A 19,830-nucleotide genomic window follows, 5' to 3' on the forward strand; every position below is an offset into this window, starting at 1 on the left:
AGAAATGGAACACAATTTTACTGTACAACAGGGAAATGGAACAGTTAGGATCGCTGATGAAGTTGTTTCTATAATTGCAGGTATAGCTGCTACTGACATCAAAGGAGTAGCAGGAATGAGTGGTGGAATAGCAGGCGGTTTTGCTGAGATGCTAGGTAAAAAGAACCTTTCTAAGGGTGTTAAAGTTAATGTTGGTGACACTGAAGCTACCATTGACTTATATATTATTGTAGAATATGGATTTAAAATACCTGAGGTTAGTGAACAAATTCAAATAGCTGTTAAACAAAACGTTGAAACAATGACTGGATTAAATGTATTAGAAATCAATGTTCATGTACAAGGTGTTAGAATTCAGGGTCTAAACACCGACAAAGAAAAAGAAGAAATGAAACTTAAATAATAAATCAAACTATCCCCTGTTTATTCAGGGGATTTTAAAAAGGGGTGAGTTTGGACATGCTATTTAAACAGATACTAGGTATTTTACTCTCTTTGTTTGTTCTTTTGGCTGCGGGCTTAATGTTCGTTATTTCACTAGATGTAGGTGTTTTACCACAAAGGGGCTTGGATTTTTTAACTAATATACAAGGGGTGAGGGAGCTTGCTTTCATCTTCTTCGGTATTATTGTTCTGGCAATAATGTATTTAGTGCTAAATTTTAAAGGAAAGGGGCAACCCACATCCATACTAATTCCCTCAGAGCTAGGAGAAGTTAGGATATCCTTAGAGACAATTGATAGCCTTGTGCACCAGGGAACTAAAGGGGTTAAAGGTATCAAAGATTTAAAAACTAGAATTGTTGTCAGAGAAGGTGGATTATTTATCTATGTAAAGGCTGTATTGTACGGAGACAGGAATATCCCTGAGCTCAGTCAAACAATGCAAGGGGTTATTGGAGACCACGTTTTTAAAATTTCTGGGGTAAACGTCACCGAAGTAAAAGTATTAATAGAAAATGTAGCCACTGATATCAAGGCTAGGGTTAGCTAAAGGAGTGGCAGCTATGTGGCAAGATATTAAAAAAATGGTTTTACATAATAAAGGAAAAGTAGCTGGATCACTAGTGGGGCTATTGTTTAGTCTATTTTACATTTACTTTGGTTTCATTAAGGCTACTTTCATAGTTCTATGTATCACGATTGGCTTTTTCGTGGGAAAACGCCTAGATGATGGAAATGATTTCATCCAAAGCATTAAAAAATTATTAGGCCCTCGGGATTTTTAAGCCAAGCCTTTTTGGCTTTTTTTGTTTCGGGCTCTGCCTTTGGATTCCACTGCCCCTTTTAAGGATTTTCGGATCCATATATAGGAGTGTTAGCGACTTTTTGCAAAAAACCTTTACATATAAGGAGGCAATATACATGTCTAGAAAACTTGCTAGGGAGTTGGCTTTTCAAGGATTATATCAATTAGATATAACCAAGGAGCCAGCTAAACAAGTTATAAAAAACATATTAGAAGAGAACGAATTAAAGGATATTGATTACTTTACAACAATTATTACAGGTGTAGAGGATAAAAAAAGTAGCATCGACGAAGCCATACAAAAATATACGAAAAAATGGAAGGTTGAACGCCTTTCAAAGGTTGACAAAGCAATTCTACGTTTGGCCACATACGAAATGCAATATAAAGAAGATGTGCCAAATATTGTTGCAATAAACGAAGCTGTTGAGCTTGCAAAAAACTTTAGCAATGCTGAATCACCTAAGTTTATAAATGGTGTACTAGATGAAATTCGTAAGGAAATGGAAGAAGGTAAGTAAAAAATGCAGTACTTTTTAGGGATAGATACAAGTAATTACACCACATCAATGGGTGTGGTGGATGAAAAAAATAAAATCATAATAGACTTTAGGGAAATACTTAAGGTTAAAAAAGGGGAAAAGGGCTTACGTCAATCGGAAGCCTTTTTTCAGCATTGTAACAACTTCCCCATAATGTATTCTAGGCTATGTAAATCCATAGATGTGACTAAGATTACAGCAGTGGCAGTATCAACACAGCCTAGGTTTAAGGAAGGCTCTTATATGCCGGTATTTAAGGCTGGAGAGAAATTTGCCAAAGTAGTGTCTGATACATTGAGAATTCCTTTGGTGGAATGTTCACACCAAGAAGGACATATATATGCAGGGATGGCTACTTTAGATATAGAGCCTCCTTTTTTAGCTTTACATCTCTCTGGAGGTACCACTGATTTAATGTATGTTAAACCATCTGGTAACTATCGCCTTGATATTGAGATGCTGGGTACTTCAACTGATTTACATTGTGGTCAATTTGTGGACAGATTGGGTGTAGCCATGGGTATGGATTTTCCAGCAGGTAAAAACCTAGATTTACTTTCTCAAGGAATTAAAGATACTGGTCTTGTAATTCCATCCTCGGTTAGAGATGGGAATGCTAGTTTCTCAGGTCCTCTCACTAAAGCATTGGGTTTTCTAAAAGAAGGAAAGCATGATAAAGAGGTAGCCCTTGCGGTATTTAAATGTATAGGTAAGACTGTGGAAAAAATGCTCAAATATGCCATGGATGAGACAGGTGAAAGTAAAGTTTTAATAGTTGGAGGCGTTGCAGCTAATAGCTACATACGAAGTTATATTCATAGGAAAATTAGAGGGCAAGTTTTCTTTGCCGATGTGACGCTTTCCCCTGATAACGCCATCGGAGTGGCTAGTATGGGAAAAAAAGAACTTGTGTAAATAGTTAAAATAAAGCAACAAATTGCAGGGATTTAGTTCGGTCTTATAGAAATAAATACTTCAGGATTAAATTTTGGTTAAAATGTAAAATAATAAGGATTAGGGAGGGAGTATTTGGATGAATAAGATTCTGCAAAAACAGGTTTTAGCACCTACTCTAAAGCAGATCATAGTGGAAGCACCACTTATTGCTAAGAAGGCTAAGGCTGGACAATTTGTTATTTTGAGGATTCATGAAAAAGGAGAAAGAATTCCTCTGACCATTGCAGACTATGACAGAGATAATGGAACAATCACTATGATTTTTCAGGAAGTTGGATCTTCTACTAAAAGGTTGGGCCTTTTGGAAATTGGTGACGAGATCCTAGACTTAGTTGGACCTTTGGGTCAACCGACTGAACATCCTGCCGGTGCAAAACGTATTGTTTGCGTAGGTGGAGGTGTAGGAGTTGCTCCTGTGTACCCAGAAGCGAAAGAGTTACATGAATCTGGTGTAGAAATTATTTCAATTGTTGGTGCTAGAAACGAAGAATTATTATTTTATTTAGATAACATGAAAGCAGTAAGTAAGGAACTACACGTGACCACTGACGATGGTAGTAAGGGTAGAAAAGGCTTTGTTACAGATGTCTTAAAGGAATTGATTGAGTCAGATAAGGGAATAGATGCTGTTATTGCCATAGGCCCTATGCCTATGATGAAGGCAGTTAGTGACTTGACAAAGAATTATGGACTTAAAACTATAGTTAGTTTGAATTCACTTATGGTAGATGGAACGGGAATGTGTGGTGGTTGCAGGGTGACCATTGGAAACGAAACTAAATTCGCTTGTATTGATGGGCCTGCTTTCGATGCCCACGAAGTTGACTTTATAGAACAAATGAGACGTTTGAGAATGTACCAGATAGAGGAGAAGGTAGAAGATTGCAGATGTGGGGAGGGGATGGAATAATGGCTGGAACTAAGAAGAACCCCATGCCCTGTCAACCTGGTGAAGAGAGGGTAAAAAACTTTTTAGAAGTTGCCCTAGGATACGACGAAGATGTTGCTATAAATGAAGCTAAAAGATGTATCCAGTGTAAAAATCCTAAATGTGTTTCAGGATGCCCTGTAGGAATTGAAATACCAAAATTTATAGAAAAGATAGCTGAAGGTGATTTCCAGGGAGCCATTGATACACTTAAAGAAAAAAATTCACTGCCAGCAATTTGTGGTAGGGTTTGTCCTCAGGAAGAACAGTGTGAAAAAGTTTGTATTGTTGGTATAAAAAATGAACCAGTGGGTATTGGACGCTTAGAAAGATTTGCTGCTGACTGGGAGAGGAAAAATCGCAAAGAACAATCCAAAATATCAAACACAGAAGGTAAGAAAGTTGCCATAGTTGGATCCGGGCCTGCTGGATTAACATGTGCAGGAGAATTAGCTAAGATGGGCTATCAAGTTACTATATTTGAAGCGTTCCACCAGGCAGGTGGCGTACTTATGTATGGAATACCAGAATTCAGGTTGCCTAAAGAGATTGTACAAGAAGAGATTAACGCTCTTTTGAATCTTGGTGTAGAGCTTAAAACCAATGTAGTAATTGGTCAAACTATAACAATAAAAGAGCTTATGGAAGAAGAAGGCTATGAAGCTGTTTTTGTTGGTTCTGGAGCGGGTTTACCATATTTTTTAAACATACCTGGTGAAAACCTAAATGGTGTATATTCTGCAAATGAGTTTTTAACAAGGGTTAACCTAATGCGGGCATACCTGCACCCACAGTGGGATACACCTGTTAAAGTTGGTAAAAAGGTAGCTGTAGTAGGAGCAGGTAACGTTGCCATGGATGCTGCTAGAACAGCAAAGAGGTTAGGAGCTGAGGATGTTTATATAGTTTATAGGAGATCAGAAGATGAAATGCCTGCAAGAATAGAGGAGATTCATCATGCTAAAGAAGAAGGTATTGATTTCAGGCTACTGACAAACCCTATGGAAGTTTTAGGAAACTCTGAAGGCTGGGTAACTGGGTTGAAGTGTTTAAAAATGGAATTAGGAGAACCTGATTCCTCTGGTAGAAGAAGACCAGTGCCAATTGAAAATTCTGAGTTTGAATTAGATGTGGATGTTGTAATAATAGCCATAGGCCAGGGACCTAACCCACTAATTCCAAGATCTACCCCAGAGCTTCAAACGTCTAAATGGGGTAATATTACTGCAGACGAGTCAACAGGAAACACTTCCATGGAAGGTGTATTCGCCGGTGGTGATGTTGTAACTGGGGCAGCCACCGTTATCAAAGCCATGGGTGCAGGGAAAAATGCAGCTGTTGCCATGGATCAATATATTAAAAATAAATAATTTTGGAGGGGAAAAAATGGCTGGTACTTTAATTGATGGTAAACTGATAGCCAAGAAAGTTAGGGGAGATATCCAAAAAAGAGTAGATAAACTAAAGGAAAAAGGGGTTACTCCAGGTCTTGCAGTTGTACTTGTTGGACATGACCCTGCTTCTCAAGCTTATGTGGGTATGAAAGAAAAAACCTGCATAAAATTAGGAATTCACTCAGAAGTTTACAGGTTAGCAGAGGAAACCACACAAGAGGAACTTCTGGGGTTAATTACTAAGCTTAACAACGACCCTAAAATTAACGGAATCCTTGTTCAATTACCACTACCTAAACATATAGATGAAGGTAAAGTCTTAGACACTATAGACCCCGAAAAAGATGTTGATGGATTTCATAGTATAAATGTTGGGAATCTAGTAATAGGGAAAGATGCATTTGTGCCTTGTACACCCTATGGAGTTATAGTTATGCTTGAAGAATCTGGAGTTGAACTAACGGGCAAGCATGTGGTTGTTGTGGGTAGAAGCAACATAGTAGGTAAACCTGTTGCAACACTAGCTCTTCAACGCCATGCAACTGTAACAATAGCCCATTCAAGAACTAAAAATCTCCCAGAAATAACTAGGCAGGCAGATATTTTAATCGTGGCTGTGGGGAGAGCTAATATGATTACAAAGGAAATGGTAAGGGAAGGAACAGTTGTTATTGATGTGGGAATTAACAGGGTAGAAACTGGACTAGTTGGAGATGTGGATTTTGAAGGAGTAAAAGAAGTAGCTGCTCAAATAACACCAGTTCCTGGCGGTGTAGGTCCTATGACAATTACAATGTTGATGCACAATACAGTACTATCAGCAGAAAGAAGGTAAGTAAATGTTTAAAAGCCCCATAACAGTTAGTGATCTTACAAACACAATAAAAGACACCATAGAATATAATCCTGAACTCACAGATGTGGTTGTAAAAGGAGAAATCTCCAACTTTAAAAGTCATGGGTCTGGGCATTTTTACTTTACACTTAAAGATAAAGATAGTGTTATTAAGTCAGTGATGTTTAAAAATGCCAATAGGAAGCTGAACTTTACCCCAAGGGATGGTCAGCAGGTCATAATAACTGGTTATGTGGGTGTATATCCTCAAGGGGGGAGCTACCAGCTTTACGTCTCCTCCCTCCACCCTTTGGGTGAAGGCGACTTAACACAAGCTTTTAATGAACTAAAAGATAAACTAAGCAACGAAGGATTGTTCGATCCAATACATAAAAAAGAAATTCCTAAGTTTCCTAGGAAAGTAGCTGTTATTACTGGAGATAGATCTGCTGCACTGAAGGATATTCTTATAACATTAGAAAATAGAAACCCTTCTGTTGAAGTGGTAGTTTGTTGTTCCTTGGTACAGGGGGTTTTTGCAAAGCGTGATATAGTGGAGAAAATACAGATTCTACAAAAAAGAAAAGATATAGATAGTATTATCCTTGCAAGGGGTGGAGGTTCTTTAGAAGATCTTTGGCCATTTAATGAAGAAGATGTGGCTAGGGCAATATTTAATTGCCCCATACCTATTATTACGGGAATAGGACATGAGACTGATTTTACTATTGCCGACTTTGTCGCAGATGCAAGGGCTGCAACTCCTACCGCAGCTGCACAAGAAGTGGTACAGGATTTAAAAGAGCTGGAAAATAACCTTGAAATTTACAGAGTTACCTTAAAAAATGCACTGTTAAATAATCTTAGACAAAAACAAGAAAGGCTAGAGCTCCTTAGCTCACGGCCCATATTGAAACGGCCACTTTCAATGCTGAATACGTTCTACCAAAACACAGACATTATTTACAGGGAGCTCGTTAAAGAATATAGGAATCATTTATTTAATAATAAAGAGCAAATAACTGCCCTTGAAAACCAACTTTTAGGCCTTTCACCCAATGAAGTGTTAAAAAGGGGATATGCTTTAGCCAAGATTCAAAACCAAATACTAAAAAGAACAAAACAAGCAAATGTGGGTGACTCTGTAGAGTTGATACTATATGATGGCAAATTAATATGCGAAATTACTGAAAAAGTAGGTGTGAAATAGTGGAAAAAAGATTTGAAGAAGCCTATAACCAGTTACAAGATATTGTTCGGAAATTAGAAGAAGGAAATTTAGACCTAGAAGACGCATTATCACAATTTGAAGAAGGTATGAGCCTGTTGAGTATTTGTAAAGAAAAAATTAAGACAGCAGAACAAAAGATTGAGGAATTAACTGAAAAAAACTGTTAAGGAGAAAAAAACGTGCTAAAAGAAGAACTAGTGTTAAAAGATAAGCTACAAGAGTATAAAAATATAGTAGACGAGAATTTATTGAAATTTATTCCAGATGAAGCTCCAAAGACATTAGTCAAGTCCATGGAATATAGTTTATCTGCAGGTGGAAAAAGAATAAGACCCATTTTACTACTTATGGTATGTGATGAATATAGTATTCCTAGGGATATAAGTTTACCTATAGCTGTTAGTATAGAATATATACATACATACTCATTAATCCATGATGACTTGCCAGCAATGGATGATGATGATTATAGACGAGGAAAACTAACAAATCATAAGGTTTTTGGTGAGGCTATGGCTATTTTAGCAGGGGATGGACTACTAACTCATGCTTTTAGCATAGTTGCTAGTATTGACAGCCTAGACCCTAATAAAAAGAATAAAATTATCAAGTTGTTGTCTGACTTTTCAGGACCTAGTGGAATGATTAAAGGACAGGTTTTAGATATGGAAAATGAGGGTAAAATAGTTACCGAGGATAAGCTTATAGAGATTCACAATAATAAAACAGGAAAGTTACTCTTAGCACCACTTCTAATAGCCTCTGTTCTTTGCGATTTTACACAAAAACAATTAAATGGGATCAAAGGATATGGAAAATGCCTAGGTTTGACATTTCAAATAACTGATGATATATTAGATTTTTGTGGTAAATTTGAAGAAACTGGGAAACCAATAGGTAGTGATGAACAGAACAATAAAGCTACCTATGTAACCATATACGGTCTTAATAAAGCTAGAGAGTTGGCACTGAAATATGCTTCACAAGGAAGTAAATATTTAGAGGAAAGTCAGCTTGTCATACCCTATTTGAACAAGATTATTAACTACCTCGTAGATAGAAAAGGCTAAAGTTAGGGGTGCTCTAATTGAATATATTTGATAATAGATATTTTGTTATACCTGTAATTGCCTGGGCAATAGCTCAAACACTTAAAGTTATCATAGAATTACTTATAAATAGAGAATTTAATGCTCATCGTTTCGTTGGGTCTGGTGGTATGCCAAGTTCCCATTCGGCGTTGGTTATGGGGCTAACTACTACCTTGGCAATAGATTTGGGTTGGAATGACCCTATTACAGCTGTGGCATTTATTTTTGCCCTGGTGGTCATGTATGATGCAGCTGGTGTTAGAAGGGCTGCTGGTAAACAAGCAAAAATTTTAAATCTTATAATATCTGAACTACAACAAGGCAACAAGTTAGTAGATGAGAAAGAGAAATTGAAAGAATTACTGGGACATACGCCTGTAGAAGTAATTGCCGGTGCCTTATTGGGTTTTTTGGTACCATATTTGTTTTAAATTGGGATTGAAAATATATTATTAAAATGTTATTATGATTATTACTACATCAAAAAACGGTGGTGCAGTATTCTAGTCAAAACACTATATTCGAAGACGGGCCTAAAAATCCGTTAAGGGCACATCGATGAAGTTCCTGGTGCTGGCTTACGACGCCCAGTCGGGGGCTGGTGCTGGGAGTTAAGGGGGATGGGGCGATCTACAATGGCATGTAGGCGTTGACCCCACCCCCGTGGAGACCTAAGTGTGTAGCTTATCACAATGGATGGGGTGCTAAGTTATGGCTTGGGATTAAACCTGTATGCGGTTCTACCCGAAATCAAGGGCTGTGTACAGTGTAGCCTGCCTTGAGTGGTAATGGTGGATGTGTATGAATGAACTTTTTTTCGAATAGGCCTAATTTGAAAAAAGGTTTGCTGAAACCATTATTGCAAAAGAGGCTAGAATATTAGTAAGTTTTGTTGAGGAAAGCTCCTAGACTGTTCCTTCGTGAGGTACAAAGGGGATTAAAGTGCGGACTCAGTGGCAATCTAGCCCTGTATAATGGAAACATTACAGAGAGAATTTTAAAGGGAAACCGCCCAATTGGCGACAATGGGTAATTCTCTGGGAAAACCTGCTAGACCTTAAGCCGCAACATTTACCTTTTGTGCCACCACCGCTTTATTACATATGATGAGTTCGAGGTGTAGCAAAAGTGAAAAGTAAGAATTTGTGGATCGTTAAAATAACCATATGGACGTTTTTTTTAGCAGTTATATTTACCCTCTTATCCCAAAACCTATTGGGGAAAGTGGGTTTATTTACTGCCTTTTTTATTTTGTTTTTTATAGTCCTAATGGGAATAATATCCGATATGATTGGTGTGGCTACAACTGTAGCGTCCATCCAACCTTTAAATGCAAAGGCAGCAAAAAAAATCCCTGGAGCAAAACAAGCACTATTCTTTGTTAGAAATTCTGAAAGGGTTGCTAGCTTTTGTAATGATGTTATAGGTGATATAAGTGGTATAGTTAGCGGTAGTGCAGCAACTGTGATTATAATAGGTATTTTTCAGCAAGGCCAATATATAGCTGCCATAATATTGACATCAATCGTTGCAGCTATTACAGTAGGGGGGAAGGCTATTGGCAAAACAGTGGCCATAAACAATTCCACTGAAATAATGGTTTTTGTAGGAAGAATCCTTTTCTATATTGAGAAAATCTTTAAAGTAAATCTTACACATAACAAGGTGAAAAAGAAAAAAGGGATGTGAAAAAATGGATGATTCAATCCTTAAGAATATAAAAAGCCCAGACGATGTTAAAATCTTAAATGAAGAAGAGATACATAAGCTAAGCCTTGAGATTAGAGATTTCTTAGTTGAAAACATATCAAAAACAGGGGGACATCTTGCACCAAATTTAGGTGTTGTTGAGTTAACACTTGCTTTACATAGGGTGTTTCAAAGTCCCAAGGATAAAATTATATTTGATGTAGGTCATCAAAGTTATGTACATAAACTACTTACAGGAAGATGGGATAGATTTCATACCCTAAGGCAATTTGAAGGGCTTAGTGGTTTTCCAAAGTTTTCTGAGAGCGACCATGACCATTTTGAAACTGGACATAGCAGCACATCAATATCTGCAGCACTAGGTATGGCCTTGGCCAGGGATGTAAAAAAAGAAGAAGGCGAGGTTGTGGCAGTAATAGGGGATGGAGCCTTGACTGGTGGTATGTCCTTTGAGGCCTTAAACTATGCTGGGCATAACAAAGACTGTAAACTAATTGTTGTTCTAAATGATAACGAAATGTCAATTTCCGCTAATGTCGGGGGGTTAAGTTCCTATTTAAACAGATTGAGGACAGACTCTAAATACACTAAAATAAAAGGGGATATTCAATATTTATTAAAAAAGGTCCCTGCAATTGGAGGTAAGTTATATAAATCCCTTGAAAGGGTAAAGGGTAGCCTAAAATACTTACTTGTGGCAGGAATTCTATTTGAAGAACTTGGTTTCAAATATTTAGGTCCCATAGATGGGCATAATATACATAATATCGAAGAAATACTCCAAAAGGCAAAAAAAGTAAAAGGACCAGTGTTAGTCCACGTAATTACTAAAAAGGGTAAGGGTTACTTGCCGGCAGAAGAAAACCCTGATGTATTTCATGGAGTTGGTGTATTCGACAAAGACACTGGACAAGTTAAAGAATCTAGTGGGACTAGCTACACGAGTGTCTTTACTAAAAGCATCCTTGTTGCAGCAGAAAAAGATGAAAGAATAATCACTATTACCGCTGCAATGAAAAATGGAACAGGTCTTAAGGAGTTTGCAACTAAATATCCTCATCGCTTCTTTGATGTTGGAATAGCTGAACAAAATGCTGTTACAATGGCAGCAGGTTTAGCAAAAGCAGGGCTTAAACCTGTGTTTGCAGTATATTCTACATTTTTACAGCGTGGATATGACCAAGTACTGCACGATGTTTGCCTTCCAGAGCTACCAGTAATTTTAGCAATCGATAGGGCTGGCATAGTAGGTGCCGATGGTGAAACTCATCAAGGGATTTATGACATTGCTTTTCTGAACCATATTCCAAACATGACCATTATTTCACCAAGAAATGGACAACAACTCCATCAAGCTGTCATCACTGCATTTAAGTTAAATTCTCCAGTAGCAATTAGATATCCTAGGGATGTAATACCAGAAGCTCTAGTTGATTATACAAGGGAAACAATAATTACTAATAAAGTAGAAAAGCTAACAGATGGTAAAGACATTCTAATAGTTACTACTGGCGCTATAACAGATGTTGTGTTAAAAGCCACTGAAACTTTGAAACAAAGGGGAGTTAGAGGCACAGTTCTACACTTCCCCTTCATAAAACCCTTTGATAAAAAAGGTCTATTAGAGAACACTAATAAACAAGACTTTACAAACACTTTGATTATTGAAGATCATGTAGAAATCGGAGGATTGACCTCTATTGTTTCAAGAATATATACTGAAGCAGGTATAGGCAGCAAAATTACATCCTTAAGTTTGCCTGATAAATTTATAGAACATGGCTCAAGAAATGAAATACTGCATAAATATGGAATGTCAGAGCAAGGTATTTCGGACAAGGTCCTTGAAATATTGGGATTGACAGGAGATAAAAAATATGGAAAAGAAAATAAGATTAGACCAGTTGTTGGTTGAACGAGGGTTGATTGAGTCTAGGGAAAAAGCCAAAAGGACTGTTATGGCAGGCCTTGTTTATAGCAAACAACAAAAACTTGATAAACCAGGAACTTTAGTAGATCGGGGCTCAGAATTAGAGGTAAGGGGTAAGGAAAATCCTTTTGTTAGTAGGGGGGGACTTAAACTTCAAAAAGCCATAGATTGTTTCACATTAGATTTAAGTGATAAAATTATTGTAGATGTGGGCGCGTCCACTGGGGGATTTACCGATTGTTCTTTACAACATGGCGCAAAACTTGTTTATTCTGTGGATGTAGGCTATGGTCAGTTAGCATGGAGCCTTAGGACTAACCCCAAAGTTATCAACATGGAAAGAACTAATTTTAGGCATGTTGAACCAGATAACTTCGATCCAAAGCCCCAAATAGCAGTTATTGACGCAAGTTTTATTTCCCTAAAGCTCCTTTTACCTAAGGTGAAAGAAATTTTAGTTCCTGAAGGATTTGTTATGGCACTAATAAAGCCTCAGTTTGAAGCAGGAAGGGAGAAGGTTGGAAAAAAAGGTGTGGTAAGGGACTTTAAGGTTCATGAAGAGGTGATACAGAGCATAGTATCCTTTTGTACCCAAAACTACATTACGCCCCAGGATCTAAGTTACTCTCCCATAACTGGGCCCGAAGGGAACATTGAATACTTACTCCTTGCACAGATGTGTCAAAATGAAAACAAAGTAGACCATTCAAAAATCACAGAAGTGGTAAACCAAGCCAAAAACAACTTTTAAAGTAGTCCATAAGGACTACTTTTTTTGGAGCAGTGGTGAAAAGATAGCTGAGCCTCATACCAGCAACTAATATACAGGTTTATTTCGGAATTAAAAAAGGTTTTTACCAAAAAAAAGGATTATACTTCCAATATGCCGAATAAGGTTGTAAAATGGGGGTGGTGCTAGTGTTAAGGACAATTGATAAAGTTTTGTTGCTAATTCTAGCTTTGGGGACATTATACTATTATATAACAACAAAGATCAGTCAATATAAGGTTAAAAAGTTTATAAAATCAGGCAAAACTGCTGACAAAAGGATAGTAAGTGGTTTAGAGAAGCAGGGGTATTCCATTGTAAATATCAGTCCTGCTAAAAGAATCCAGTACTTTAAAGAAGGGATGACACAAGAGGAGTACACTGAACCAAAGTTAGTTGTTAAACATAATGGAAAAAAATATGTAGTAGAAAGATATTCAGGGTCACAAACAGTTTCATTACGAGATTATCAAACCAAATTAAAAATAATTACCAATATGGTATGTTATAATATTAAAGGAGTACTTTTTATTGATAATAAAGGCGATAATATAAGGGAATGTTCAATTAAAATATCCCATGAATACATATTTGTAAAACTGGTAAACAAAATCATAATTCTATCAGTCTTTGTCCTTATAGGTTTTTATATGAGTCGGTTTATGTAAAGGGAGGCGCTTAAATGATAAAAAACATAGCCATATTTCTTAATTTTTCTAAGGAGCAGGGTGTAGACATAGCTACAAAAATTATTCAAACTTTGGAAGGGAAAGGATTTAACCTATATAGCTCTGCAGACTGTTACTTAGAAGGTACAATTTCCTTTAAGCACAAAGAGCTGCCCCCAGGTATAGATCTGTTACTGGTGCTAGGTGGGGATGGAACCTTTTTAAAAATTGCTAGAGAACACGCCATAAATCAAGTTCCAATCTTAGGTGTGAATCTAGGGACCTTGGGATTTTTGACAGAAGTAGAAATCAAAGACATAGAAGATGCCATTGATAAAATACATAAAGGCTTGTATACAATAGAAGAGAGACAGCTCATTTCAGGGGAATTGTTAAGGGAAGGAAAAGTGATTGAAAAAGTTGTAGCATTAAACGAAATTACAATTTCTAAAGGACCATTAGCACGTATAATTAATTTAACTGCATACGTTGATGGTGTCTATCTTGAGACTTACCCAGGGGATGGTATATTAGTTAGTACGCCCACAGGCTCAACTGGCTACTCATTATCCGCTGGTGGACCAATAGTGACCCCAGCCTTGCCTGTGTCTGTAATTACCCCAATTTGTCCTCATACATTACATTCAAGAAGTGTTGTGGTAAGTAACCGCTCCACTATTGATGTAACTTTATGTTCTACAAACCAGGATGTAATACTAACTGTAGATGGCCAACACGGGATAAACCTATTATCAGGAGATGTTGTATCTATTAAAGGCAGCAAGTATCATGTAGCCGTAGTGAGATTAAAGGGAAAGAACTTCTTTGATATTTTAAGGTATAAAATGAATAATGATTCCCGTAGATCAAATTTTTAGGAGGGCTATTGAATGCTAGATAGAATTAGTATTGAGAATTTTGCATTGATTGATAGTCTAGAATTGGACTTTAGAGAAGGATTAACAATACTCTCTGGTGAAACAGGTGCAGGGAAGTCCATAATTATTGATGCTCTAACCCTTTTAACTGGAGGAAGATCCTCCACGGAGTATATAAGATCAGGTTTCGATAAAAGCACAATTACTGGGATATTCTCAGTGTCTAATGCAAAGGGTAAGGAAATTACACAACAATATGATATTGAAGTGGAAGATCAACTTATTGTCACAAAGGAAATATATCTAAATGGAAAGAGTATTACAAAAGTAAACAACAAACTAGTTACAGTTAATTTGTTAAAAGAACTGACCAAGGATATGGTTGATATTCATGGTCAACATGAACATCATTCCCTATTAGATCCACAAAAACATTTAGATATATTGGATATGTTCGGAGGTTTAGAAATTAGAAAAATTTTAGATGAGTATTCTGAACTTTTTAATGAACGTAAAAATATTAAAAATGACTTGGACAAGCTTTACAGTAGTGTTGAAAACAGAGAAAGAAAAATGGACTTACTAAAATACGAAATTGATGAGATATCAAAGGGTAATCTAAAAATTGATGAAGATGAAGAATTACTAAACCAAAGAAAAAAGATGATGAGTGCGGAAAAACTTTACAATGCCAGTACTAAAGGATATGAAAAGCTATATCAAGGGGAGGAAAACCCCTCGGTCATAGAACAAATTGGTGAAATAATCTCTGATTTACAAGCAATAAGTAAATTCGACGATAAAATAACTCCCATGCTGGGTTTGTTAGAATCTGCCCTTTATCAAGTTGAGGAGGTATCTAGGGAGTTATTAAATTATAGCCATTCTCTAGATTTAGATCCAGAAGCTTTATCTTCCATTGAAATGAGAATAGACGAAATAAATAGACTAAAAAGAAAGTACGGAGCAGACATAGAGGATATATTATATTATCATGAAATAAAAGTGCGGGAATTGGAGGATCTGGTTAATAGTGAACAACTCTTTGTTGAACTAAAGGGTAAACTATCTAAAACAGAAGAGAAAATGAAAGCAGTTGGGCAAAAACTCACATCAACAAGGAAAAGTACTGGGGAGCTAATGGCAACCCAGATAACTAAGCAACTAGCGGATTTGTCAATGGAAAAAACTATCTTTCAAATATTTTTTAAAGAAAATACATGGGAGTTTTTTGAGCATGGCTTAGATGATGTAGAGTTTTTAATATCACCCAACCCTGGAGAACCCCTTAAACCACTGGCAAAAATCGCAAGTGGTGGTGAAATGTCAAGAATTATGCTAGCCATGAAAAATATATTGGCTGATATAGATAATATAAAAACCTTAGTATTTGATGAGGTAGATACTGGAATCGGTGGAAGAACCGCTCAGAAGGTTGCAGAAAAACTGGCAAACGTAAGCAAAGGTAGACAGGTGCTTTGTGTTAGCCATTTGCCTCAGATCTGTGTTATGGCAAATACTCATTTTAAAATAATGAAAAAAGAGACACAAGGAAGAACTGTTTCCTTTATCGAAGCCCTTGATGAAAAAGAGAAAATAATAGAAATAGCTAGAATGATTTCAGGTGCTGAAGTTACTCAAGCAACAATAAATCATGCAAGGGAAATGCTCTCATTAGCCCAAAATTTTAAGAGTTAAAGATAACTTGGTTTTAGTGTAAATAATAGAGGAAGAAACATTTTAAACGTATAAGTGAATATAAGTTTTAAGATACTAAAATAGCCTTGATTTTGTATTAAAATCAAGGCTATTTTTATTTATTTTTTGAATTTACTTAAAATCACTTGAAAAGCTTCCAATTAAATATTGTCTTTAATGCCAAATATTAAACTATGTTATGGAAAGTTACCAGCATAAAAAGAACCTCCAAAGTACACATTAAAAATAAGACAGATTGACAAAAAAATCATATATAAAACTAATCTAGGAGGTGAGGGATTTTGCAAAAAGAAGGCGAAAATATGAACATGAAGAAGCTTTTAGGCATTATACTTGCCTGTGTCATAGCTGCAATTGCTCTTAGTGCACCTATGAGGACCTTTTATAGATTCCCTGACAACGTACAAATGTTTTCAGGTGAAGAACACTTTTTTGAACTGGGGCTTCCCTTAGGTGTTACTGCTTCAAATAAAGGTGAGAACATATTTATAAATGGAATTTCTGTAAAAGAAGAAAGTGTCACAATAGATACTTCCCAAGGAATTAATTTGAAGCCTGAAAACTTAGGTAAGCATGAAATTCAGTTTAACCTTTTTGGTGTAATTCCAATTAAAAGAATGAGTGTTGAAGTTGTACCTCCTGTAAAAGTGTACCCCGGTGGAGACTCCATAGGAGTTAAAATAAGTCAGCAGGGAGTTTTAGTTGTAGGATTGGATAAAATAACCACTACAAATGGTGAAACTGAACCAGCTAAAAAAGCTGGGATAGAGGTAGGGGATACAATTTTAAAAATAAACGGCGAGGAAGTCTCCGATGTTGATAGCGCTGCTGTTTATATTGAAGACTTTGGGGCAAAGGGAGAAGAGTTGCAATTCACCATTAGAAGAAAAGATAAAATATTTGATATAAAGGTTGCACCACAAAAATGTACCAAAACAAACACATATAGAATCGGATTATTTATTAAGGACTCAACTGCGGGAGTGGGTACAATGACCTTTATTGATCCTAAGAGTAGAACTTATGGAGCACTAGGTCATATCATAGCTGATTCTACTACCCAAGAGGCCATTGATTTAGATCACGGAAGAATCATGGAATCAACTATTACAGGGATAGTACCTGGGCAGAGAGGAAACCCTGGTGAAAAAAGGGGAACTTTGAAATATAATAGTAGGTTTGAAGGAGATATAAAAATAAACTCCCAATTTGGCATATTCGGGAAGTTGAAGGATACTAATAAGTTAACTGAAAAAGAACTAATGCCCATAGCCCTAAAACATCAAATAAAAACAGGGCCTGCACATATAATGACTGTAGTTGACGGAGATAAAGTAGAGAAATTTGACATCGAAATACAAAAAATTCTCATACAAAACAATCCAGCACCAAAAGGTATGGTAATAAAAGTGACTGACGAAAGGCTAATTGAAAAGAGTGGCGGGATTGTACAAGGAATGAGTGGAAGTCCAATCATACAAGATGGCAAAATTGTTGGAGCAGTCACTCACGTTTTTGTTAACGACCCAACTAAGGGATATGCTTGTTTTATAGAATGGATGATATTAGAATCAAATATGCTAGATTAATGTAACTAAGGGAAAGAATGTTATCCCTTAGTTTTATTTTTAGTATACAATATATGTAATAAAAAAATACAATTTATGTCGAAAAAAAAGACCTAAAGTCGTATTATGTTGATTAAAAAGAATTTTGAAAAAAATTATAAAAAAAAGAAGGGAATCTTTACAGCTTGTCGAATATGTTGTATGAGATAATAAGAGGGGGATGATTTAATTGGTTAGAGTTTTCATTGCTGACGATAATGTGGATTTTTGTGATATGTTGAATCAGTTTTTTTCTGAGCAACATGATTTAGAGGTGGTTGGTATAGCAAATAACGGAATAGAAGCACTAGATGCTATCGGGCAGTGTCAGCCAGATGTAATTGTTTTAGATATCATTATGCCACATCTAGATGGCTTAGGAGTATTAGAAAAGGTCAAATCCATGCAACTTAACCCAGATCCTAAGGTCATCATACTTACTGCTTTCGGACAAGAAAGAATAACTAAAGAGGCACTAGAACTAGGAGCAGACTATTATGTACTAAAGCCTTTTAATATGGATGTATTAGTTGAAAGAATTAGACAACTGAACTCCAGTAGAGTTAGTCTAAACAGAGTTCTAAAGAGCTCTCAAATTCCTGTTAAAAGAGACTTAGAAGATGTAATCACTGGTGTTCTACTAGAGGTAGGAATACCAGCACACATAAAAGGATATATGTTTTTAAAAGAAGCCATTTCCTTAGTCATCAATGACATGGATATTATCAATAGTGTTACAAAGCACTTGTATCCATCCATAGCAGAAAAATTTGATACAACACCTTCAAGGGTAGAAAGAGCAATAAGACACGCAATAGAGTCTGCTTGGAACGGAAGAAATAACATGCAAGCTGTTAGTAAGTTTTTCCGCTACTCAATAAGAAATGACAAAGGCAAACCAACAAACTCTGAATTTATAGCACTTTTAGCAGACAATATTCGTATATCGCAAAAAGAGAAAATAGCTAACTAATATCATTTACGCTTCTTATTTTGACTCACTATAAGAAGCGTTTTTTATTTTGAAGCATATTAAGGACAATAAGCATACTATATCACTTGATTGTTGCAATGAATTTAGGTCTTCCTCCCTTTACAATAATATGTTATAGTAAACTATTGTGGATATGACCCACTGTTTTGGTATATTTTAAAATTTTCAAACTATAATACATTTAATGACTGGTTTTGGGGTGAAATTAATGGAAATACAAGCAATAATAAAAAAAAGTAAAAAAACTAAAGACTTAATCACTGAGTTAAACCCTGGTGATATAGCTTTGATTGCACATAAAGATATTGACGAGATTGCAGCTTTAGGTCTTATTGAAAAAAAAATCAAAGGAGTTATAAATATACACCAATCCATATCTGGCTCATACCCCAATCAAGGTCCGAGGATGCTTGTGGAAAAGGGGATATTATTATGGGACAATGTTTCAGCTGAAATATGGGAGAAGATAAATAATGAAGATATCATGACTTTAACTAAGGATCATATAAAGAATATAGAGTTTTTTTTAGGAGATCCTTTGACAATGGATGATATAGGTGCAATGCTCCAAAAAGCGGAGGCCAACTTTAACAATGTCCTTGACGGCTTCATAGAAAATACTTTAAGTTATGCTAAAAAAGAAAAAAGCCTTGTGACAGGAAATGTAGAGATACCCCAAGTGGATGTAAAAATAAAAAATAGACCTGTTGTGGTATTAGTCAGAGGAAAGAACTACAAGGAAGATCTGTTGGCTATACGTTCTTTTATAAAGGAAATGAAGCCTGTTTTAATTGCTGTAGATGGTGGGGCAGATGCTTTTTTAGAGCATCGCTTTAAGCCTGATATTATAATAGGAGATATGGATAGTGTCTCAGATGCAGGGCTCCATAGTGCAAAAGAATTAATAGTGCACGGCTACGTTGACGGAAGGGCCCCAGGACTAGAGAGGCTTAATGATTTAGGGCTAAATGGGAAAGTCTTTAAAGCTCCTGGAACCAGCGAAGATATTGCTATGCTTTTAGCTTATCATTATCAAGCTGAAATTATAGTTGCATTAGGAACACATTCAAACATGATAGACTTTTTAGAGAAGGGTAGAAAAGGCATGGCCAGTACATTTCTAGTGCGTTTGAAGATAGGACAAAAGTTAGTAGATGGCAAAGGGGTAAGTATACTTTATAATAGTCCTCTTAAAGCAAGGAGCTTAGTATGGCTGGTTGTAGGTATGCTACTTCCATTTTTAGTCATAACCTTTTACTCACCCACGGTTCAGCAAATAGTTAAATTATTTTTAATGAGGCTAAGATATAGTTTTTAGGAGGAGAAAAT

21 protein-coding genes are annotated in these 19,830 nt (G+C 36.2%); all 21 read left to right on the forward strand.

The features are described from left to right. The first annotated feature begins 4 nt into the window (after positions 1-4). The 21 genes from HYG86_RS15905 (at position 5) to steA (ending at position 19,819) form a co-directional block, all read left to right on the forward strand. Positions 5-403, forward strand: a complete 399-nt coding sequence (locus HYG86_RS15905) for an Asp23/Gls24 family envelope stress response protein (RefSeq protein WP_213166546.1) — start codon at positions 5-7, stop codon at positions 401-403. A gap of 56 nt (positions 404-459) precedes the next feature. Then, on the forward strand, positions 460-993 hold the full coding sequence (amaP, locus tag HYG86_RS15910) for an alkaline shock response membrane anchor protein AmaP (RefSeq protein ID WP_246451977.1): 534 nt from the start codon (positions 460-462) through the stop codon (positions 991-993). Between the two features lie 13 nt (positions 994-1,006). Then, a complete protein-coding gene (locus HYG86_RS15915; RefSeq protein ID WP_213166548.1) occupies positions 1,007-1,228 on the forward strand; it encodes a DUF2273 domain-containing protein in 222 nt (73 codons plus the stop codon). 136 nt (positions 1,229-1,364) lie between these two features. Then, a complete protein-coding gene (nusB, locus tag HYG86_RS15920) occupies positions 1,365-1,769 on the forward strand; it encodes a transcription antitermination factor NusB (RefSeq protein WP_213166549.1) in 405 nt (134 codons plus the stop codon). 3 nt (positions 1,770-1,772) lie between these two features. Further along, the gene (locus HYG86_RS15925; RefSeq protein WP_213166550.1) at positions 1,773-2,705 is read left to right on the forward strand and encodes a tRNA (adenosine(37)-N6)-threonylcarbamoyltransferase complex transferase subunit TsaD; all 933 of its coding nucleotides are present in this window, start codon (positions 1,773-1,775) and stop codon (positions 2,703-2,705) included. A gap of 118 nt (positions 2,706-2,823) precedes the next feature. Further along, complete coding sequence (locus HYG86_RS15930) at positions 2,824-3,657, forward strand: sulfide/dihydroorotate dehydrogenase-like FAD/NAD-binding protein (RefSeq protein WP_213166551.1); 834 nt, start codon at positions 2,824-2,826, stop codon at positions 3,655-3,657. After that, entirely contained in the window at positions 3,657-5,045 is a 1,389-nt protein-coding gene (gene gltA, locus HYG86_RS15935; protein WP_213166552.1) for an NADPH-dependent glutamate synthase, read from the forward strand. The genes HYG86_RS15930 and gltA overlap by 1 nt, the downstream gene beginning before the upstream one ends. Before the next feature lie 16 nt (positions 5,046-5,061). Continuing rightward, positions 5,062-5,904, forward strand: a complete 843-nt coding sequence (gene folD / locus HYG86_RS15940) for a bifunctional methylenetetrahydrofolate dehydrogenase/methenyltetrahydrofolate cyclohydrolase FolD (protein ID WP_213166553.1) — start codon at positions 5,062-5,064, stop codon at positions 5,902-5,904. A 4-nt stretch (positions 5,905-5,908) separates the two neighbouring features. Next, positions 5,909-7,114: an exodeoxyribonuclease VII large subunit gene (gene xseA / locus HYG86_RS15945; protein ID WP_213166554.1), complete on the forward strand. Its 1,206-nt coding sequence runs from the start codon at positions 5,909-5,911 to the stop codon at positions 7,112-7,114. Beyond that, positions 7,114-7,302: an exodeoxyribonuclease VII small subunit gene (xseB, locus tag HYG86_RS15950; RefSeq protein ID WP_246451832.1), complete on the forward strand. Its 189-nt coding sequence runs from the start codon at positions 7,114-7,116 to the stop codon at positions 7,300-7,302. Before xseA ends, xseB begins: the two co-directional genes overlap by 1 nt. A gap of 12 nt (positions 7,303-7,314) precedes the next feature. After that, entirely contained in the window at positions 7,315-8,205 is an 891-nt protein-coding gene (locus HYG86_RS15955; protein WP_213166555.1) for a polyprenyl synthetase family protein, read from the forward strand. Between the two features lie 17 nt (positions 8,206-8,222). Next, a complete protein-coding gene (locus HYG86_RS15960; RefSeq protein ID WP_213166556.1) occupies positions 8,223-8,657 on the forward strand; it encodes a divergent PAP2 family protein in 435 nt (144 codons plus the stop codon). 820 nt (positions 8,658-9,477) lie between these two features. After that, positions 9,478-9,915 (forward strand): CNNM domain-containing protein, encoded by a 438-nt coding sequence (locus HYG86_RS15965; RefSeq protein ID WP_213166557.1) that lies wholly within the window; start codon positions 9,478-9,480, stop codon positions 9,913-9,915. A gap of 4 nt (positions 9,916-9,919) precedes the next feature. Then, a complete protein-coding gene (gene dxs / locus HYG86_RS15970) occupies positions 9,920-11,851 on the forward strand; it encodes a 1-deoxy-D-xylulose-5-phosphate synthase (protein WP_213166558.1) in 1,932 nt (643 codons plus the stop codon). Further along, positions 11,814-12,617: a TlyA family RNA methyltransferase gene (locus HYG86_RS15975; RefSeq protein WP_213166559.1), complete on the forward strand. Its 804-nt coding sequence runs from the start codon at positions 11,814-11,816 to the stop codon at positions 12,615-12,617. The genes dxs and HYG86_RS15975 overlap by 38 nt, the downstream gene beginning before the upstream one ends. 167 nt (positions 12,618-12,784) lie before the next feature. Continuing rightward, positions 12,785-13,303 carry a hypothetical protein gene (locus HYG86_RS15980; protein WP_213166560.1) on the forward strand — a complete coding sequence of 173 codons (519 nt, stop codon included), beginning with the start codon at positions 12,785-12,787 and terminating at the stop codon, positions 13,301-13,303. Between the two features lie 14 nt (positions 13,304-13,317). Further along, positions 13,318-14,181, forward strand: coding sequence for an NAD(+)/NADH kinase (locus HYG86_RS15985; protein WP_213166561.1), 864 nt, complete (start codon positions 13,318-13,320; stop codon positions 14,179-14,181). A 12-nt stretch (positions 14,182-14,193) separates the two neighbouring features. Continuing rightward, positions 14,194-15,879, forward strand: coding sequence for a DNA repair protein RecN (gene recN, locus HYG86_RS15990; protein ID WP_213166562.1), 1,686 nt, complete (start codon positions 14,194-14,196; stop codon positions 15,877-15,879). Between the two features lie 302 nt (positions 15,880-16,181). Beyond that, positions 16,182-17,489 (forward strand): SpoIVB peptidase, encoded by a 1,308-nt coding sequence (spoIVB, locus tag HYG86_RS15995; RefSeq protein ID WP_213166563.1) that lies wholly within the window; start codon positions 16,182-16,184, stop codon positions 17,487-17,489. 208 nt (positions 17,490-17,697) lie between these two features. Further along, complete coding sequence (gene spo0A, locus HYG86_RS16000) at positions 17,698-18,480, forward strand: sporulation transcription factor Spo0A (RefSeq protein WP_213166564.1); 783 nt, start codon at positions 17,698-17,700, stop codon at positions 18,478-18,480. 229 nt (positions 18,481-18,709) lie between these two features. Beyond that, positions 18,710-19,819 carry a putative cytokinetic ring protein SteA gene (steA, locus tag HYG86_RS16005; protein WP_213166565.1) on the forward strand — a complete coding sequence of 370 codons (1,110 nt, stop codon included), beginning with the start codon at positions 18,710-18,712 and terminating at the stop codon, positions 19,817-19,819. Positions 19,820-19,830: the final 11 nt, after the last annotated feature.

It is taken from the genome of Alkalicella caledoniensis (assembly GCF_014467015.1).
GTDB classification, from domain to species: domain Bacteria; phylum Bacillota; class Proteinivoracia; order Proteinivoracales; family Proteinivoracaceae; genus Alkalicella; species Alkalicella caledoniensis.

Bases quoted from the DNA above. Each gene is read 5' to 3' on its own strand.
- HYG86_RS15915 (WP_213166548.1), top strand. From the start codon at position 1,007: ATGTGGCAAGATATTAAAAAAATGGTTTTACATAATAAAGGAAAAGTA.
- HYG86_RS15985 (WP_213166561.1), top strand. From the start codon at position 13,318: ATGATAAAAAACATAGCCATATTTCTTAATTTTTCTAAGGAGCAGGGT.
- dxs (WP_213166558.1), top strand. From the start codon at position 9,920: ATGGATGATTCAATCCTTAAGAATATAAAAAGCCCAGACGATGTTAAA.
- HYG86_RS15975 (WP_213166559.1), top strand. From the start codon at position 11,814: ATGGAAAAGAAAATAAGATTAGACCAGTTGTTGGTTGAACGAGGGTTG.
- HYG86_RS15930 (WP_213166551.1), top strand. From the start codon at position 2,824: ATGAATAAGATTCTGCAAAAACAGGTTTTAGCACCTACTCTAAAGCAG.
- recN (WP_213166562.1), top strand. From the start codon at position 14,194: ATGCTAGATAGAATTAGTATTGAGAATTTTGCATTGATTGATAGTCTA.
- amaP (WP_246451977.1), top strand. From the start codon at position 460: ATGCTATTTAAACAGATACTAGGTATTTTACTCTCTTTGTTTGTTCTT.
- nusB (WP_213166549.1), top strand. From the start codon at position 1,365: ATGTCTAGAAAACTTGCTAGGGAGTTGGCTTTTCAAGGATTATATCAA.
- steA (WP_213166565.1), top strand. From the start codon at position 18,710: ATGGAAATACAAGCAATAATAAAAAAAAGTAAAAAAACTAAAGACTTA.
- gltA (WP_213166552.1), top strand. From the start codon at position 3,657: ATGGCTGGAACTAAGAAGAACCCCATGCCCTGTCAACCTGGTGAAGAG.
- xseA (WP_213166554.1), top strand. From the start codon at position 5,909: ATGTTTAAAAGCCCCATAACAGTTAGTGATCTTACAAACACAATAAAA.
- HYG86_RS15905 (WP_213166546.1), top strand. From the start codon at position 5: ATGGAACACAATTTTACTGTACAACAGGGAAATGGAACAGTTAGGATC.
- HYG86_RS15925 (WP_213166550.1), top strand. From the start codon at position 1,773: ATGCAGTACTTTTTAGGGATAGATACAAGTAATTACACCACATCAATG.
- folD (WP_213166553.1), top strand. From the start codon at position 5,062: ATGGCTGGTACTTTAATTGATGGTAAACTGATAGCCAAGAAAGTTAGG.